At 50.8% G+C, this 17275-nt stretch carries 15 protein-coding genes and 1 riboswitch; of the genes, 10 read left to right on the forward strand and 5 right to left on the reverse strand.

Going from position 1 to position 17275, the window contains the following annotated elements; all coding sequences use genetic code 11:
• The first annotated feature begins 57 nt into the window (after window positions 1–57).
• Genes ACXAF9_RS10120 through ACXAF9_RS10130 form a run of 3 tightly spaced genes read left to right on the forward strand, consistent with a single transcriptional unit; the run spans window position 58 to window position 5520 of the window.
• Window positions 58–1464 (forward strand): Wadjet anti-phage system protein JetA family protein, encoded by a 1407-nt coding sequence (locus tag ACXAF9_RS10120; RefSeq protein ID WP_475073591.1) that lies wholly within the window; start codon window positions 58–60, stop codon window positions 1462–1464.
• Window positions 1464–2102 (forward strand): DUF4194 domain-containing protein, encoded by a 639-nt coding sequence (locus tag ACXAF9_RS10125; RefSeq protein ID WP_475073594.1) that lies wholly within the window; start codon window positions 1464–1466, stop codon window positions 2100–2102. Before ACXAF9_RS10120 ends, ACXAF9_RS10125 begins: the two co-directional genes overlap by 1 nt.
• A complete protein-coding gene (locus ACXAF9_RS10130) occupies window positions 2089–5520 on the forward strand; it encodes an SbcC/MukB-like Walker B domain-containing protein (RefSeq protein WP_475073596.1) in 3432 nt (1143 codons plus the stop codon). Before ACXAF9_RS10125 ends, ACXAF9_RS10130 begins: the two co-directional genes overlap by 14 nt.
• A gap of 26 nt (window positions 5521–5546) precedes the next feature.
• Here ACXAF9_RS10130 and ACXAF9_RS10135 read toward each other — a convergent pair whose 3' ends face one another.
• Window positions 5547–6212, reverse strand: coding sequence for a hypothetical protein (locus ACXAF9_RS10135; RefSeq protein WP_475073598.1), 666 nt, complete (start codon window positions 6210–6212; stop codon window positions 5547–5549).
• Window positions 6213–6378: 166 nt separating this feature from the next.
• Here ACXAF9_RS10135 and ACXAF9_RS10140 point away from each other — a divergent pair, with 166 nt between their 5' ends.
• From ACXAF9_RS10140 to ACXAF9_RS10150, 3 genes are read left to right on the forward strand one after another with little or no spacing between them, the layout of a single operon-like run.
• Complete coding sequence (locus tag ACXAF9_RS10140) at window positions 6379–6738, forward strand: hypothetical protein (RefSeq protein ID WP_475073600.1); 360 nt, start codon at window positions 6379–6381, stop codon at window positions 6736–6738.
• Window positions 6739–6769: 31 nt separating this feature from the next.
• Window positions 6770–8137, forward strand: coding sequence for a DUF3422 family protein (locus ACXAF9_RS10145; RefSeq protein WP_475073602.1), 1368 nt, complete (start codon window positions 6770–6772; stop codon window positions 8135–8137).
• A gap of 19 nt (window positions 8138–8156) precedes the next feature.
• Entirely contained in the window at window positions 8157–8468 is a 312-nt protein-coding gene (locus tag ACXAF9_RS10150; RefSeq protein WP_475073604.1) for a BolA family protein, read from the forward strand.
• On the opposite strand, the gene ACXAF9_RS10155 is transcribed toward ACXAF9_RS10150, so the two are convergent.
• Complete coding sequence (locus tag ACXAF9_RS10155; RefSeq protein WP_475073606.1) at window positions 8448–9323, reverse strand: LysR substrate-binding domain-containing protein; 876 nt, start codon at window positions 9321–9323, stop codon at window positions 8448–8450. The genes ACXAF9_RS10150 and ACXAF9_RS10155 overlap by 21 nt on opposite strands.
• A gap of 63 nt (window positions 9324–9386) precedes the next feature.
• Here ACXAF9_RS10155 and ACXAF9_RS10160 point away from each other — a divergent pair, with 63 nt between their 5' ends.
• On the forward strand, window positions 9387–10445 hold the full coding sequence (locus ACXAF9_RS10160; protein WP_475073608.1) for a YeiH family protein: 1059 nt from the start codon (window positions 9387–9389) through the stop codon (window positions 10443–10445).
• A gap of 87 nt (window positions 10446–10532) precedes the next feature.
• Here the strand turns inward: ACXAF9_RS10160 and aroA are convergent, their stop codons facing one another.
• Window positions 10533–11819 (reverse strand): 3-phosphoshikimate 1-carboxyvinyltransferase, encoded by a 1287-nt coding sequence (aroA, locus tag ACXAF9_RS10165; protein WP_475073612.1) that lies wholly within the window; start codon window positions 11817–11819, stop codon window positions 10533–10535.
• A gap of 259 nt (window positions 11820–12078) precedes the next feature.
• Here aroA and ACXAF9_RS10170 point away from each other — a divergent pair, with 259 nt between their 5' ends.
• The 3 genes from ACXAF9_RS10170 (at window position 12079) to ACXAF9_RS10180 (ending at window position 14799) form a co-directional block, all read left to right on the forward strand.
• On the forward strand, window positions 12079–12330 hold the full coding sequence (locus ACXAF9_RS10170; protein ID WP_475073615.1) for an HP1242/YdcH family protein: 252 nt from the start codon (window positions 12079–12081) through the stop codon (window positions 12328–12330).
• 123 nt (window positions 12331–12453) lie between these two features.
• Complete coding sequence (locus tag ACXAF9_RS10175; RefSeq protein ID WP_475073617.1) at window positions 12454–14250, forward strand: ABC transporter ATP-binding protein; 1797 nt, start codon at window positions 12454–12456, stop codon at window positions 14248–14250.
• Window positions 14251–14325: 75 nt separating this feature from the next.
• The gene (locus ACXAF9_RS10180) at window positions 14326–14799 is read left to right on the forward strand and encodes an outer membrane lipoprotein (protein WP_475073619.1); all 474 of its coding nucleotides are present in this window, start codon (window positions 14326–14328) and stop codon (window positions 14797–14799) included.
• Between the two features lie 102 nt (window positions 14800–14901).
• Here the strand turns inward: ACXAF9_RS10180 and ACXAF9_RS10185 are convergent, their stop codons facing one another.
• Together ACXAF9_RS10185 and ACXAF9_RS10190 are read right to left on the reverse strand one after the other, a co-directional pair.
• Window positions 14902–16692, reverse strand: coding sequence for a DEAD/DEAH box helicase (locus ACXAF9_RS10185; RefSeq protein ID WP_475073621.1), 1791 nt, complete (start codon window positions 16690–16692; stop codon window positions 14902–14904).
• A 107-nt stretch (window positions 16693–16799) separates the two neighbouring features.
• The gene (locus ACXAF9_RS10190) at window positions 16800–17132 is read right to left on the reverse strand and encodes a hypothetical protein (protein WP_475073622.1); all 333 of its coding nucleotides are present in this window, start codon (window positions 17130–17132) and stop codon (window positions 16800–16802) included.
• 33 nt (window positions 17133–17165) lie between these two features.
• A riboswitch (SAM-I-IV-variant riboswitch) is annotated at window positions 17166–17271 on the reverse strand.
• Between the last annotated feature and the right edge of the window lie 4 nt (window positions 17272–17275).

Here is a 17275-nt window from a genome sequence, read left to right on the forward strand (position 1 = left end):
TAAGTGTTTTGATGGTAAAGTCACCGTCAAAACCGATGACATCTAGTTGGACTGTAAATGCTTTTTAACAAGCTTCCTGATGATCTGTTTGTGCCACTCTCCGGGCAGAATCGTCATATTTATCAATCGGTTTTGCTGGAGTTGGCAGATCTCTTCTTCGATGAAGATCTGGTTGACCCCTTTATTCCCAAAGATTTGGTGCGCTCCACCATTGAGGACTGCGTGGTCCGCATGGGAGTGCGTCGTTGGGAGCCCGAAAACGAAGAAGATCAATCGGAAGATTCCGAGAACACTTCACCGCGTTCGACGGCTGAATATACCAACCGAATCTACCGTCGTTTGGTCGATTGTGGCTGGCTCGAAGAAGAGCAGCGCATCTATCGCACCTACGTTTTAATGGCGCCATCGATCAGTTACTTGCTGAGATCCTTGGTTTCGATCAGCCGATTGGAAAAACGTTCTTACGGCGGTGCTGTTCTAAACGTACTTAGCTCGCTTGAAGCGGCCATGAATGATCCGGCAGGCCGAGGCATTACCCTGTCCGAAGCGGCCCAAACCGCCGCAGAGTTCAGTGCCCACCTGACTGACATGATGTTGGGCCTTCGTGAACTGAAAATAGCCCTGTCTGCGTCGGACTCGCCGCAAGAGATCGTACGCAGTTTCTTTGACCGCTTTGTAGAGCACATTCTGGTATCGGACTACAAAACGCTAAAAACCAAAAACAACCCATTCCGCTTCCGTCGTCAGATCTTATCTCTATTGCGTGATCTTCAATTTGATACGTTGAAGCTCGATAAACTGGCTCGTCATTATCAAGAGCAGTTCGAGTGCAGCTACGATGATGCCGAAGCCAAAGTGCACATGCACATTAACCGAATCATTCGTATTTTCGATTCGGTGGATAAGCGCCTCGATACCATTGATGATTTCCGTTACCGCCTAGAGAAACGGGTAGCGGATACTGTGCGCTACATGGATAAAACCACGCCGGGTATGGCATCGCGCTTATCCCGTGTGATCGCCGAGATCGCCAAAAAAGATGAGATTCCACTGCTGGAGTCCATCGATGAGCTTGGTTTCTTATCCCCAAGCAGTGTGCGCTCGCCGATTCGCCGTAAGATCATTGCTGAGCCGAAAGTGATCCGCCAGCAGAAGATTGACCCACGCGTCATCGAACTGCGTCAGCTCTTTAAAGACTACAAAGAGCGCCGCGAGGTGCATGTGGACCGCATCGAAGCGTATCTTGAGCGCAACTTTAACGAGCAAGAGACGCTGCGCGCGGATCAGTTCTCGATTGAAACCATCGAGGATTACATCTGTTTTAGTTACATCCGCCACTTGGCGTCTTTGGGTAAGAAAGCCAAGAAAACCGCCGAGATGTACAACATCGAATTCAATGAAAACTACACTCAAGTCGCTGAAATGGTTGAGTGTCGTGACTTTGTAATCAATAGGAAACGTTAATGCTGAGTGATCTGCAAAAAATCGTCAGCCGCACCGAGCAGCATGATGCTGCTGATTTTAATCGGGCAGCCAACTTACTGCTGACCAGTCAGTTCCTGCATGCGGACCGCTTATCGCATCGCGATAGCTACTTTTTAATTGCCGCTCATGTCGACTACTTCAAAAATCTGTTTGAAGCGATTGGTTGGACCTTCATCTACCAGCCAGACGAAGCGTATATGGGCATCTTGCCGCACGGTGAAGAGCGCAACATGAAGCTGCGTCTGGACGAGTCTCTGCTCTTGTTGTGTCTGCGTCAGCAATACGAAACCAAGCTTGAAAACTTTGAGGTCGAGAGCGGTCGTGCGTACACCAACACCAATGAGTTGCTGTCCCTGTACGAGAACCTAACGGGCAAAGAGTTACCCAACGAGACCCGCCTTAAAGAGATCGTGTCGTTGTTTAACCGTCACGGCATTATCGAGCGTGGCAAGTTGAACGAATCCGACCCGAAAAACATCCCGTTTGCGGTACTGCCAACCATTCGCCAAGTGGTTGTCGAAGATTTTATTGGTCAGCTTGAAGCGTTATGCGATAACGAAAACCGTCGTGACGCCCTGACCGAAGCAGAGGAGGCAGCGGCCGATGAAACAGCTTAATCGAATTGTCCTGGTTAACTGGTATGTCTTGGGCGCGATGGAAGTGCCGATCAAAGGCAATGTGGCCATTGTGGGTCCAAACGGCTCGGGTAAATCCTCCTTGCTGGATGCGATTCAAACCATCTTGATGGGTGGCCACAAGCGTCACCTAAGTTTTAACGCCTCCGCTGGGCAAAAAAGTGAGCGCTCTTTGCGTACTTATTGCTTGGGTTATTTGGATGAAGGCGGCAAGAAAGCCATGGCGCGTGAGGATACAATCACCTACATGGCGCTGAGCTTCTTTGATACTGAAACCGCGCAGGAAACCTGTGTTGGTATTGCGATCAGTGCGTCTACTGCCTCCCCAGAGGAGGAGATCTTAGGCCGCTTTATCCTGCCTAACTTCTCGGTATCGTTGGATGATTTCTCGACTCAAGAAGGCGATGGCCGTCTGCCAAAACCGTGGAACCAAGTCCGTGAAGAGTTGCTAAAGCAGTGTCCGGATATGGTGCTGGAAAAACGCGCCAGCCGCTTTGTTCGTGAGGTAACCACAGCGCTCAGTCACGATGTGCAAATGCCAAACGATGATGAGAAGTTTGTTAAAAACTTCAAGAATGCGCTTCGTTTCGTGCCGATTGATAGCCCGACCAAATTCATTCGTGAGTTTGTTCTGGATGAGAACATCGTACACGTCGGTGCCTTTCGAAAGTCGCTGGACGAATACCGCGCGATGGAGCAAAAGACCTTAGAGGTCGCGAATCGCATCAACGAGCTTGAGAAGATCTCTGAGCAGTGCAACGGCATTCAACGAAACGTACGAAACGCCGTCGAGTATGAGTGGGTGGTACACGAGACGCGCTTTGAAAACGCAGATCTGAAAAAAGAGGAAGCGGCCGAGCGTCTTGAAGAGAACCAAGAGAAAGAGCTCAAAGCCCAGCAAGATTTGGAAGCCCACGCCAACGAGCTGAGCGCTACCATGCAGCGCTTGGCAGAGGCACGTGCCCAGTTAAATAACTCGGATCACGCTCACCAAATCAAAGCATTTGAGAACAACATCGCCGCGAAGCAGCACGAAGAGAGCGTTGTAAAAGATAAGATCCAAAACGTGTACAGCTTATTGCGTACCACGGTGGGTTTTTCGCACTACCAAGACCTCCTGCCTGAAGGGTTCCGTCCGCTGGTTGAACGCTGTGTACAGCAATGGCGCTCCGGTGAGGAACTGATGGCCGATGCATGGCCCGGCGAACCAGTCGAAGTCGATACCTTATTGGTTGAGCTTAAAGGCAGTGTGGATTCGGTGCGTCGTGATATTGCGCGTCGATTTGAAGAGTCGGTGATTCGCATCAACGAACTGCGCAACAGCATTCAGAATCAAAAAGGCGCGGTCGAGCAGCTTAAACAAGGTCGTGCACCGGTGCGTCCAAACACGCGTGAGTTGATGAACTTGCTCTCTGAATACGGCATTGAGTCCACGCCGATCTGTGAGTTGGTCGATATCATTGATGATAAATGGCGTATCGCGATCGAGTCCTTCTTGGGGGCGCGCCGTGAAGCGCTGATCGTAGACCCAGACCGCGTTAAAGAGGCGATTACTCTGTACCGTCGTAAAGGTCGTCACTTAAAAGGGTGTCGTATCGTGAACACGACCAAGTCCCATGAGTGGATCAGCCGTACAAAACCGGGTTCATTGGCGCAGTTCATTGAGACCGACAGTGATCATGCCCTGTCTTACATGAACCGAGCGTTAGGCGGTGTTAAAGCCGTTGAGACGGAAGCTGAGTTGCTGCGCGAAGAGCGTGCGTTAACGTACGACTGCATGTTGCAAACCGAAGGTTCGACCACGTCGATCAACGAGTTGTCTCCGATTATGGGTATCCGTCGTCGCGGTGACCAACTGGCGACCCAAGGTAAGCAAGTCGATGAGATGATCGAAGAGTTCACACGCTTAGGTCAGCGTCATGAGTCGCTGGAAAAACTGCGTGACAACTTGATTAACCTGACCACCAGTTTGGCCGGTGCTACTGAAAACGTGTTTGATCTGGTTAATGCACGTAACCAATTATCGTCTGAAATCGAAGGGTATCGCGAAGCGATCAATGACCTTCGTAACCACGACGATACCGGTATCCAGAAGCGCATCGCGGAATTGGCAGAAGCGCAAAAAGCCGCCGAAGAGAAAAACAAAGTACTGATGGATAAGCTACAGCGCATCCGTACCAGTATGATTAAGGACACGGCCGCGCTTGAAGTGCTAGAAACGGAGTTGGGTGAACACGCTGAAGCGCGTAACACGTGCGAGGCAAGCCCACACTTTGATGCTCAGTCAGCGCAAGAAAAACGCGACTACCTTGATGAAGCCTGCGGCGGTGAGCTTGAACGCATCATCTTTGATGCGGCGAAAAAAGCCCAATCCGAATTATCACTGCACGAGAAGAAGAAGTACTCGGTACGTGATTCGGTCGCAAACTACAAAGCGCGCTTCCATGGCGGTGGTCAAAGCCATCAAGGTTTGGACAAAATCGGCCCTGACTCAACCCATGAGGAGTTGGTGCAGTACGTCGATGAGACGCTTCAAGCCCTGAAAGATTCTGAGTTGGCGGAGTACACGCAAAAAGCCGAACGTGCGCGTATGGAAGCGGAAACCGCTTTCCGTTCTGACTTTGTGGCTCACTTGAACGATCAGATCAACAAGATTAAAGATCTGATCCGCGAGTTGAACAACCACTTGAAGAACCGTCCTTTCCACAAAGAGATGTACAGCTTCGAGATGATGCCTAACCCTGAGTTGAAGGACATCTTAGAGCTGGTAGAAGCTTACACGCGTCTGGATCAGGCCAACGTGGGCACCTTGTTTGATCTGAAAAATGATCCAAGCAATGCGCAGCACCAAGATGCTTTGGGGCGTATCCACGATGTGCTGAAAGACGAAGGCGAGAGCAGTCTTTTGCAGGATTACCGTAACTTCTACAACTTCGAGTTGGTGGTGAAGGACTTGAACGGTAACCGCAAAACGACCCTGTCCCAGCGTATCAAAACCGGTTCCGGTGGTGAGCACCAGGTACCGTTCTACGTTGCAATGGCCGCGGCGATGGGCGCAGCTTACCGACTCAAAGAGGGTGCCGATGGCCAGCCAGTAGGCGGTATGAGCTTGGCGGTGTTTGACGAGGCGTTTAACAAACTGGACTCGGAAAACACGCAAACCTCGCTGGGCTTCATGTCAGACCTTGGGTTGCAAACCATTATTGCCGCACCGGATGAGAAGTACTCGTTGCTCTCGTCGTGCATGGATACCATCATCAACGTCTGTCGTGATGGCCGTGTGGTGGACATCGATGTGGAGTTTCCAACCCAAAAGGGTAAAGAGCTATTAAACTCCGATAACCCACGTAAGCTGATGGAAGCGGCGGGTATCTCCGAAGAGGAGCTTGCCGAAGTGTAAGTGAGGCTTTGGTGTTTAAAAACCGGCTACGCTAATCGCGGCGCCGGTTTTTTTATGTCTGGGGTTAACTGCAAAATGGGTTTGCCTTTAAAGCTTAAGATGATGTCCTCTTCATCATCCATCTGGATGCATTCCAGCGTCCATCCCTCATGGGACTCTAACAGCCGTAACAGCACATGTTTAATCGGCGGTGCCGTTTTAGGCGACAGCACACACACCGCAAACTTAAACTGGTCGTGACTGATCAGGCGGATAACATCGCCAAGGCCCCATTCGTTTGGCCGTTCGGTCACTGGCGTCACTAAACCGATCCGCTCTGGGTTAAACAGCGCTTTTTCTTTAGCGAAAAAACGGCGCACGGTAATGTCCGAATGCGCTTTTAAAAAGCTGTTATCCCGCACATTGGAATCAAATCGTAAGGTTTCCAACCCATCGATCAGCGTGCTTAAGTGCCAGTTGCAGCCTTTGATCAATCGCCACGTCGGTTCAATCGAGCGTTTAGAGCCAATGCTGTACTTGATGGCAGAGCGCCCATCGAGCTGGTCTTTCGTCAGGAGGGTAATTTGCAGATACGTGCTTTGCAGATCCACCAAGCACAAAGGCTCGCGGACATACGCATACGGTCGCTCTTTTCGAAGAAAGCGAATCCAGTCGGTCCGGTTTTCCAGTGTGGTTAGCACAGGGATCTGCATGTTACATCTACACATCTTAAAGCGATCAAAAGGGGATTCTACCCAAACCGATGCGAAAGAACTAATGCTATCCCACACCTAGCGCATTGAGATTCGAACCAGAGTTGTTATTGTGGATCAAGGCCCAGTATTATGCAGTCCTAGCCGTAACCTATTGAGAGTGCATATGAAATTGTTAAACCGCTCAGCCTTGGTGGTGTTAGCCAAAGCGCCCTTTGCGGATTGGATCGCCTCTTTGCCCGTTGATGAAGAGAACCCAGCGTTAAGTCTTGCAGAGCTTCGCGAGGCTGGGAATGTGTACCTTCTGAACGAAGTAGAGCAAGAGCAGGACTTTGCCGATCAATTAGCCGCGCGCTGGTCGATGATCTTTGAAAATGAGCTCTGTGCTTGGGATGAGTTTGAGGATGCATGGCCTGAGCCGCGAACCCAAGCGATGTTTGAAAGATGGTTTGACGTTGCGGAGCAAATCATGGTGTTTGATGTCGCTGATGACCCGTTGTTAGTCGCGGATCTGGATAAGCTATAGCTACCAGACGCGCGGGAAGGAATAACTCAAGATGAAAGATGCTGTAATGGACGCTAACTCATTATTAAATGGATTAAGTTTTTATCCCAATCGTGATGACCTGTACGAGGAGATGCACTCGCGTCCCTTCCAGGTAATTCCAAGCCCAGCGCGTTTAACCCAGATCGCTTTGTTGTGCGATGAGCATCAAAAACGTGAGCACTTTGATCATCTGCGCCGCTTATTTGAGTTGATGGGGCAGCAGCCGCCCGAGCGCGATGAGATCTGTGTTCAATACGATTTTGGTGATTTTCGCATCCGCTTAGAAAAGCACTTAGAGTTCATTGCCTACACCTTCGTGAATTTTGCCATCGATAACGAAGACGACCCCTTTGAGGTCACGGGTATTAGCCCAATCCCTAAGGGCTGGTTGGAAAACCTGCCGGGTAAAGTGATCACCGCCTTGCATGTGTCGGTCAAAGATTCATCCGAAGATGGCGATTACATGCTGCCTAAAGTGAAGCGTTACTTTGAAAATATGCGCTTGATCGGCAGCAGTCCTCAGCAGGGGGATGCCCGCATCTGGACGACCTTCCGTTTGCACAGCGATGGGTTCAGCCGTGCTCTGATCTGCAATAAGCGCATGAGTGACTCCCAGCTTGGGCGTTTGACCCAACGTCTGATGGAGATCGAGACCTACCGATTGCTGGCGCTGATGTCATTGCCAAAAGCACGAGAGTGCTCGCCCGCACTTCGGATGCTGGATCAACAGATATCGGATCTGACCCAGCGTTTATCGTCGGAAGATCACAGCGATGAGCAAGCTCTGTTAGCCGACCTTACGCGCATCGCCGCCAAAGTTGAAGATTATCGAGCCAAAACCACCTTTAGGTTTGCGGCTAGCCGTGCTTATCACGACTTGGTGTTAAAGCGCATCGAAGAGCTGCGAGAAGACGAGGTTTCCGGTCACTTAACCATGTCGGAGTTCATTACACGTCGACTCTCGCCAGCGATTCGTACCTGCGAGTCAGTGGGGGAGCGCCTAGCAGATATGTCCCGCCGGATTGACCGTGTTTCGGATATGATGCGTACCCGTGTGGAGCTGTCGATTCAGGAGCAAAACCAAGAGTTGCTCTCGTCGATGGATCGTCGCTCCAAAATTCAGTTGATGATGCAGCACACGGTTGAAGGGTTATCCGTGGCGGCCATCAGTTATTACTCGATTGGTCTTTTAAAGATCATCATTGATGCACTGTATGAAAGCGGCCTCAGCTTTAATAAATACTGGGTGCTTGGTGCATCTGTACCCGTCGTGATTGGTGGTGTATGGTTAGCGACGCGCCGGATTCATAAACACTTTTTGGCGTTAGCAAAAGAGCAACGCAAGGCCGACTTGGCCGATGAGCAAGCTCGAAAGTAGTTTTAAACCCGGAGAGATCATGTCCGTAGCACAGACCCTTGAACAGCGCCTAAGCGATGCGCTTAACGTTCAACATTTAGTCATCGAGAACGAAAGCCATAAACATTCTGGCCCGGCCACCGAAAGTCATTTTAAGCTGACGCTTATCTCGGATGATTTTGATGGTAAACGTTTGGTTCAGCGTCATCAGGTCGTGTACGGCGTTGCCGGTGATTTAATGCAAAACCCCATTCATGCGCTGGCAATGCACCTGTTCACCGCCAGTGAGTGGGAGGCCAAAAACGGTCAAGTGATGCCATCCCCGAACTGTTTAGGTGGTTCCAAGGGCTGATTGCTCTAAATGCTCCATCAACGCCTGTACACTGGGCGTTAGGCGTTGTTGATCAAACACAAAGGACAGCTGACGCGTCAACTCTAACGGGGTTTGGATCGCTTTCAGTGCGCCTTGGTGTATCTCTTCTTCCAATGCCATCTTCGATAAGCAACTGATACCAAGCTTGGCTTTCACGCTTTGCTTAATCGCTTCTTGGCCACTTAATTCAAGCCGAATCGCAGGTGAGAACCCCAGTCGCTGAGTCGCCAAGTCGATGATCTCCCGTGTACCTGAGCCACGCTCGCGGAAAATCCAATTATGATGGCTTAACGCTGGGATATCGAGGCTGTCGGGTTCCTCTGGATGACCAAACACCCAAAGCTCGTCCTCAGTCCAACCTTGTATGGTTAAGTGGCTGTGAGTAGCTGGGCCTTCAATTAACCCAATCTGACATAACCCTTTCGCTACCCACTCAATCACCTGCTGAGAATTCGCGATGCGAATAGAAGGGGCCAATGCTGGATGGCGCTCGAGCAACGGGGCAAGCACTTTGGGTAATAGGTAATTCCCGATGGTGACGCTCGCGCCAATCAAGAGGGGGCCGCTGACCGCATCGCTGAAAGGGTGCTTCAGTTGGTCAGCAAGCGTCAGAATGGCGCGCACGGTGGTTAATGCACGCTCTCCCTCTGGGGTTAAGAGCAGTTCACGCCCTTGTCGATAAAAGAGGGCATAGCCCAACTGGTTCTCAAGCTCTTTTAAGGATTGGCTAGCCGCCGATTGGCTGATCGATTGCTCCTCTGCGGCTTGAGTCAATCGAGATAGACGTGCTGTCGCCTCAAACAAGCGCAAAGCACGGAATGAGCTATTAATCATCGGTTTTACTAATGTTTCATATTCAATAAATCCATTTTACTTATTTTTGGTGGTCTTTACACTGTGCTCAAAACGATTACTAAAAAAGACGAGCATACCGTGGCCTACATTTTCCTACCCATCATTGCTTTGTTGGCGATGGGGTTAAGTCATTTACCCGTTATCCAGAGTTTGGGTTTAAGTCCACTTCCCATTGCGATTGTGTTGGCGATGGTGGCGGGGCATTTTGTGGGTGAGCGAGCACCCTCTTTGGGTGAGCAGCGTTGGATTCGATTCTGCCAGCAACGCCTATTGCGAACGGGCATTGTTCTGTTTGGATTGGGGCTTACCGTGCAACAGGTCGCGTCTGTGGGTTGGGCCGCTGTGTTGCTGGATCTGTTAATGGTATCGGGTGTGCTGCTGCTCGGTTGCTACATAGGTATCCGAGTGATGAAGCTACCTGCGGATCTGGCTATTTTAACTACAGCAGGTAGTGCCATTTGTGGCGCGGCGGCGATACTCGCGACTGATTCCGTTCTTAAAGCCAAACAGCAACATGTTTGCATGGCGGTCGCGACGGTGGTGTTGTTTGGCACCACGGCGATGTTTTTGTATCCGGTGTTTTTCCCCTTCAGTGGCATGAGTGAAGCGGAATACGGCGTGTTCATTGGCAGTACCGTGCACGAGGTTGCCCAGGCCGTCGCCGCTGGGGACAGTGTAGGCGGTGCGGCTTTACAAAATGCGGTGGTGGTTAAGCTGATCCGTGTGATGTTATTGGCACCCTTTGTCGTCACGCTGGGCTGGTATTTGTTCTCAAGCGAGGCGAAAGAATCAAACCGCGAACAGCGAATCCTCAAGGGGTTACCCATTCCATGGTTTGTGTTTGGGTTTATCGCCGTCGTGATGATCAACAGCTGGTTGCTGCCAGAGGTTGCCTCAGTAAGCTTGCTGGAAGCTATTCGAGCCAAAGCACACATCATCAGCCAGCTGTGTTTAACATTGGCGATGGCTTCTTTGGGGTACCAAACACGGGTGGCCATCTTAAAACAAGCAGGCCCTAAACCAATGATGTTGGCGGCCTTTCTGTTTATTGCCTTAATGCTGGGCGGATATGGATTAAACCAGACGTTAATCGCGCTCTAGGGTGTGTCGCATCTAAGCGACAGCCAATAAAAAAAAACGCCAACTCACGTTGGCGTTTCGTTGGCGTTTTTATGCTCAGATCGGTGATTAATCGTTCTGGCAGATGCTTTCAAACAGCTGAAAGTATTCTGGGAAGGTCTTTCGCGTACAGCCAGGGTCATTGATGGTGACCGGTGTATCACTCAAGGCCACCAACGAGAAGCACATCGCCATGCGGTGATCATCATAGGTATCGATGCTGGCATGCTTTAACGTATCGGTTGGGGTGACTTCGATAAAATCTTCCCCTTCCACAACGCCGGCACCGACTTTGCGTAACTCGGTGGCCATTGCGCTTAAGCGGTCTGTTTCTTTAACGCGCCAGTTATAGATGTTGCGAATGGCCGTGGTGCCCTCGGCAAACAGGGCTGCGGTTGCGATGGTCATGGCAGCATCTGGGATATGGTTCATGTCCATATCCACGGCATTTAATGCACCTTTGCCAGTCACTTCGATGAAGGTTGGGCCGTAGGTCACTTCGGCCCCCATCGCTTCGAGTACTTCGGCAAAGCGTTTGTCGCCTTGAACGCTGTCAGCCCCCACGCCATAGACACGTACGGTACCGCCCTTAATGGCGGCCGCGGCAAGGAAGTAAGAAGCAGAAGAGGCATCGCCTTCGACCATGATCTCACCTGGCGATTGATACGTTTGGCCCGCTTTTACAACAAAGCGCTGGTAGTCTTGGTTATCAACCTCGACCCCAAACAGCTTCATAGTATGCAGGGTAATGTCGATGTATGGCTTAGACACCAACTCACCATCAACGGTGATGGTGAGGTCGCTTTCTGCCAGTGGTGCGGCCATCAATAGGGCCGTCAAAAACTGACTGGAGATGTTCCCTTTGATGCTGACTTCGCCACCTTTCAAACCGTGTGCACGGATACGAAGGGGCGGGTAGTTGTCATCGCCTAAGTAGGTGATGTCAGCGCCGAGTTGACGCAGGGCATCCACAAGGTCACCAATGGGGCGCTCGTACATGCGAGGCTCGCCGGTCAGTTCATATTCGCCGTTGCTAAGGCACAGTGCAGCACACAACGGGCGCATCGCCGTACCGGCATTACCCAAAAAGAGATGATCGCTGGCTTGGCCTAACGGGCCTGCTTGACCTGTGAGTGTGCAGGTACGCTTATCGTCCGATAAGGAATACTCCACACCCATGCTCGATAAGGCATTGAGCATGTGACGCACATCATCACTGTCCAATAAGTTGGTGATTGTTGTGGTGCCTTTGGCCAGGGTGGCCAGTAGCAGAATGCGGTTCGAGAGGCTTTTAGACCCAGGGATCTGGACTTCTCCAGATACGGATTCAACCGGTTGTAACGTCAAGCTATCCATCAGGCTACTCTTTTGCGTACAGTCTTTAATTCGATCTTTTTGTAAGGTGGTATAACCTACCTTGAGTTGCAAGAGAGGTCGAGCCTTGTTTTGTAAAAACCGACTTTTATCGTCTGCCTAGTCAGGATACAGAAGGGTAGGTCGCTTTATTGACCCGCATCAATGTGACGCAGTGCATCTTTAACGATACTGAAATTGGTTAAAGGGATAAGTGAAAACCATTAACCACTCAGTTTCCTTGGTAATACAGGTGTCGTTTATGACCGTTGAACATCATGCTTTGATTCTTGATCTACCCGAGTACCGTGATGAAATTCACACACTGAAAACCAGCGATGCACACTTTGCTCGCCTATTTGATGAATACCACGACATTACCAAACAAGTTGAACTGATGGAGGCCGAAGTCACGCCTGCATCAACCCAAGCAGAAGAGTCTTTGAAACTTAAACGCGTACAATTAAAAGATCAGATGTACGCCATGATCAAAGAGCAATCAGCAACCGCCTAATCGGGTTGTCTGAACCGATCTTTTAAACGTGCTTTCGCCTCGCTTGTTAAGCGGGGCTTTTTTATGGCGTTATTCCAAAGGCAGGCTGGTACACTTACCTCGCATCCTAACGTAAGAGGTGTTATGAAAAGCCAGCCACCCATCTTCGATTTTAATTACATTCGTAATATCGCGCTTGATCATAAAAAGCAGCTCATACTGGCTAATCTTGTCGCCATTTTGGCGGCGTGTGCGGCCGTCCCGTTACCTTTATTGATGCCCTTATTGGTTGACGAGGTGCTGCTGGAAAAACCGGCAGGCATGGTCGAGACCGTGAATACATGGTTCCCACCAGAGTGGCATGGCCCTGTGCTGTACATTGGCGTGATCTTGCTGTTTACCATTGTACTTCGATCCATGGCCTTGGTGTTGAACGTTTGGCAGTCGCGTCAATTTACCCTGATCTCCAAGGATATGATCTTTCGGATGCGCCAAACCTTGCTTCAGCGTTTAGGCAAGGTGGCCATGTCCGAATATGAGACCATGGGAAGTGGGGCGGTGAGCTCTCATTTTGTGACGGACCTCGACACGATTGATCGATTTGTAGGGACCTCCATAAGCAAGGTTCTGGTTGCCAGCTTATCGATTTTAGGCACGGCCATCATTTTGTTGTGGATGCATTGGCAGTTGGCGCTCTTCATTTTGTTTCTGAACCCCTTGGTGATCTATGTCACCATGAAGATCGGTAAGCGGGTAAAGGAGCTAAAACGCACCGAAAACTCAGCGTATGAGGTATTTCAAGGGGCTTTGACAGAAACCTTGGATGCCATTCAGCAAATCCGTACCGCAAACCGCGAATCACATTACTTAAGCCGATTGGTGGGCTTGGCAGAAGGGGTAAAAGAGTCGTCCTCCTCGTTTGAGTGGAAAAGCGAAGCGGCAGGCCGGTTCAGCTTTATGGTGTTTTTAATCGGCTTTGACGTGTTTCGTGCAGTGTCGATGTTGATGGTGGTGTTCTCTGGTTTGTCAGTCGGACAGATGATGGCTGTGTTTGGCTATTTGTGGTTCATGATGGGGCCGGTTCAGGAGGTCCTAAACATGCAATACGCGTACTTTGGGGCCAAAGCGGCACTTAAACGGGTCAACAGCCTGCTTTCACTCAAACAAGAGCCTGAGTACCCCGCGCAACAAAACCCGTTTGAGTGCGCGCAAAGCGGCGTTAGCCTGCAAGTGCGGGACTTACACTTTAGCTACAACGATGAGTTGGAGGTATTAAAAGGGGTGGATCTCCACATTCCAGCGGGCGAGAAGGTGGCGTTCGTCGGTGCCAGTGGTGGGGGAAAATCCACCTTGGTGCAGCTTTTACTGGGCTTGTATCAACCAAGCCAAGGCCAGATCCTCTTTAACGGCATCCCGGTGAATGAGATCGGTTTTGAGGCGGTCCGAGAAAACATAGCAACGGTGCTTCAGCACCCGATTTTGTTTAATGGGACGGTGCGCTCCAATCTCACCATGGGGCGAGATGTCGATGACAGTGCTTTGTGGTCGGCCTTGGCGGTTGCTCAGTTAGATGAGTTTGTCGAGGGCCTTGATGCGAAGCTTGATACCCAAGTAGGTCGACAGGGTGTGCGCCTTTCGGGTGGTCAGCGCCAGCGCCTTGCTATCGCACGTATGGTGCTGAGCGACCCACAAGTGGTGATTCTGGATGAAGCAACCTCCGCCCTGGATACAGAGACAGAAGGTCGACTGCATGCCGCCTTGGACGCCTTTTTACAAGGTCGAACGGTATTGATCGTGGCACACCGCTTTAGCGCCGTACAACAAGCCGATACGGTGTATGTGTTTGATGATGGGCGCATCGTGGAGCGTGGGGATCATCAAACCCTGCTATCCAATAAAGGCGTGTATGAACGGCTCTATGGCGCTTATCAGCAGGCTTAAGGAATCATTTTGTTCAGCTTTTGTCTGAGTTTCATGATTCATACTGAGCTCGATGTTTAATAAAAGGAAAGAGACATGAAAAAGCAGCGCATAGCACAAGTGGCTGGTTTGGTTCTGGTGTCAGCGTTAGTAACAGGATGTGCTAGCCCAAGCTTAACCGGCTCTGCCTACAGCCAAGCCGATGCACGCAAAGTTCAAACGATCCGTTACGGCACGGTCACATCAGTAACGCCAGTGGTTATCGAAGGGCGCAAAGATGGTGTTGTGGGTACCGGTGCTGGTGCACTCATTGGGGGTATTGCGGGCAGTACCATTGGTGGCGGCCGCGGCTCGAGCATTGCGACGGTGATAGGCGCGGTTGCTGGTGGTTTGGCAGGTTCCAAAATAGAAGAGAACACAACCCGTAAGCAAGGCCAAGAAGTTCAGATTCGACTTGCCAGTGGCCAAGAGATTTCGGTCGTACAAGAGGTCGAAAATCAGCGTTTCTTCCAAGTGGGTGATCAGGTTCGCATTTTGGAAGGTCGTGGTGCGACTCGTGTGACCTACTAACTCGCCTGTCCTACTAAAATGTGTCCTACTAATAAGTAGCGTTTGATCGACAAAAAAGGCTGCCCTAGGGCAGCCTTTCTGGTTTAAGCAATAAGCTTAAGATCAGTCTTGTTGCTTGCGCGGTTCGCGAGGCTTGGATGGCGCGCCATCACGTTTGCCGCCGCTGCGCTTTTTAGGGCCGCCTGGTTTGCGATCTGAAGAAGGCTTATCAGATGGCTTGATGGTGCCATCAACCGCTTTTGCATTCAGTTTCTGACCGCAAACAATGATTTTCTTCAGCGTATCCAGCAACTCTTTTGGTAGGCCTGCTGGCAAGTCAACAAACGTCGCCTTATCGCGGATATCGATGTGGCCGATGTATTGGCTTTCGATGTCAGCTTCGTTCGCGATCGCGCCAACGATGTTACCCGGCTTAACGTGATGCTCACGACCTACCGATAGGCAGTAACGTTGCATCTCGATGTCGTAGTTTGCATCTTTGCTCTTACGCTCACGTTTTTCGCGCTTGCGATCACCGCGATCGTCACGGTCTCCGCGATCACGATCGCGTCCACGCGCTTCTGGCAGTTCTTTTTCAGTCAACAACAAAGGCGTGTTGCCTTGAAGCAAAGACGCCAGCGCCGCCGCGATGAAGATCGGGTCGGTGTCGTGTTCTTGCTGGTAAGTGCTCAGCAACTCAACGTATTGAGCCAGATCTTCATTGTCCAGCTGGTTGCTGATCTGCTGTTTAAAGCGATCAACACGTTTTACGTTGATGTCGGCTGCGCTTGGCAGTTCCATGCGATCGATCTTTTGGCGTGTTGCCTGTTCAATCATGCGCAACATGCGTTGTTCACGTGGTGCAACGAACAGAATTGCTTCACCTTCGCGACCAGCACGACCGGTACGACCGATACGGTGTACGTAAGACTCGGTGTCGTATGGGATGTCGTAGTTCAATACATGGCTGATACGCTCAACGTCCAAACCACGTGCAACGACGTCCGTCGCTACCAGGATATCGATCTTACCTTGCTTGAGGCGTTCTACAGTGCGTTCGCGCAGCTGCTGAGATACATCGCCGTTTAATGCTTCGCAAGCGTAACCACGCGCGGTCAGTTTCTCGGACAGCTCAATCGTTGCGGATTTGGTGCGAACGAAGATCAGCATCGCGTCAAACTGCTGCATCTCAAGAATACGGGTTAGAGCGTCCAGTTTGTGGAAGCCGCTTACACGCCAGTATTTCTGAGTGATGGTGGTGGCTGTTGCCGTTTTGCTGGCAATCTTGATCTCTTCTGGGGATTTCAAGTGTTGCAGAGCAAGGCGGCGAATCGCTTGTGGCATGGTGGCTGAGAACAGGGCGATCTGACGTTCAGATGGCGTGTGTTCCAGAATCCAATCAACATCATCAATGAAGCCCATGCGAAGCATTTCGTCCGCTTCGTCGAGTACCAGAGCTTTCAGTTGATCCAATACCAAAGAGCCACGGCGGATGTGATCCATAACACGGCCTGGTGTACCTACGATGACTTGAACACCGCGGCGCAATTGGCGCAGCTGGCTGTCATACGCAGAACCGCCGTAAATAGGCAGTACGTGGAAATCTTTGATGTGGCGAGCGTACGTTTGGAACGCTTCAGCTACCTGAATGGCCAGCTCGCGCGTTGGCGCCAGCACCAGCAATTGAGGTACTTTTTTCGATGTGTCGATACGGGTGATCAACGGAAGCGCAAAAGCAGCCGTTTTACCGGTACCGGTTTGCGCTTGGCCGAGCAAATCTTTGCCAGCTAATAAATGCGGGATGCTGGCGGCTTGAATCGGCGATGGCGTTTCGTAGCCGATTTCTTGAAGGGACTGCAATAAAGGCGCAGCCAAGCCCAAGTCATGAAAGGTGGGCTGGTTGTCTGATGACATTGATAAAACCTGTGTAATGTAATCGCGGCTGGGATTCAGCCAGATAGGATAAATAATCAGCACAGCAGTATAGAGCATGTTGTGCTGCTAAGATAGCGAATTTCACATTACAACGTTTCTTTTGCCCAATTTCGAGTGGCTTCTATGTCAATTCCCGGAAGTTCGCGTGTTAACAACGCATCAATACAGGCTTTTGGGCTGGCTTTTTCGATCAAAACTTCGTGATATTCGCTTCGGCCACCGAGCAGGGTTCGGTATTCTAGGTAACCAAATAGCGTCGCGCGACCTTCACGTTTACCGGTCGAACCCCAAACATAGACAGGGCAGTCGTACAACGGGTGGGTAACGATCTGCGAAAACGTGAACGGATCCTTGTTAGCGGTGTGCGTGTCGCTTGGTGGATGGGCGTTGTCTGGGGAGTAGTAGTGTGCTTCAAACATAGAGTGCTCCTGATAATCGTATTAGGAGCTGACGCAGACCCTATTGGTTGCTGATCAAATCAGCCACATCAGTAGTAGGTACCACCTTGCCAGGGTTGGCAGGTTGGTGAGGGCGTCAGCCCTGCTCTGGATGTCCTTCACAC

It is taken from the genome of Neptunomonas sp. ABH4_499 (assembly GCF_056160565.1).

Coding starts and splice junctions, on each gene's coding strand:
- ACXAF9_RS10140 (WP_475073600.1), top strand. CDS start 6,379: ATGAAATTGTTAAACCGCTCAGCCTTGGTGGTGTTAGCCAAAGCGCCC.
- ACXAF9_RS10185 (WP_475073621.1), bottom strand. CDS start 16,692: ATGTCATCAGACAACCAGCCCACCTTTCATGACTTGGGCTTGGCTGCG.
- ACXAF9_RS10135 (WP_475073598.1), bottom strand. CDS start 6,212: ATGCAGATCCCTGTGCTAACCACACTGGAAAACCGGACCGACTGGATT.
- ACXAF9_RS10170 (WP_475073615.1), top strand. CDS start 12,079: ATGACCGTTGAACATCATGCTTTGATTCTTGATCTACCCGAGTACCGT.
- ACXAF9_RS10145 (WP_475073602.1), top strand. CDS start 6,770: ATGAAAGATGCTGTAATGGACGCTAACTCATTATTAAATGGATTAAGT.
- ACXAF9_RS10120 (WP_475073591.1), top strand. CDS start 58: ATGCTTTTTAACAAGCTTCCTGATGATCTGTTTGTGCCACTCTCCGGG.
- ACXAF9_RS10180 (WP_475073619.1), top strand. CDS start 14,326: ATGAAAAAGCAGCGCATAGCACAAGTGGCTGGTTTGGTTCTGGTGTCA.
- aroA (WP_475073612.1), bottom strand. CDS start 11,819: ATGGATAGCTTGACGTTACAACCGGTTGAATCCGTATCTGGAGAAGTC.
- ACXAF9_RS10155 (WP_475073606.1), bottom strand. CDS start 9,323: ATGATTAATAGCTCATTCCGTGCTTTGCGCTTGTTTGAGGCGACAGCA.
- ACXAF9_RS10175 (WP_475073617.1), top strand. CDS start 12,454: ATGAAAAGCCAGCCACCCATCTTCGATTTTAATTACATTCGTAATATC.
- ACXAF9_RS10130 (WP_475073596.1), top strand. CDS start 2,089: ATGAAACAGCTTAATCGAATTGTCCTGGTTAACTGGTATGTCTTGGGC.
- ACXAF9_RS10190 (WP_475073622.1), bottom strand. CDS start 17,132: ATGTTTGAAGCACACTACTACTCCCCAGACAACGCCCATCCACCAAGC.
- ACXAF9_RS10125 (WP_475073594.1), top strand. CDS start 1,464: ATGCTGAGTGATCTGCAAAAAATCGTCAGCCGCACCGAGCAGCATGAT.
- ACXAF9_RS10150 (WP_475073604.1), top strand. CDS start 8,157: ATGTCCGTAGCACAGACCCTTGAACAGCGCCTAAGCGATGCGCTTAAC.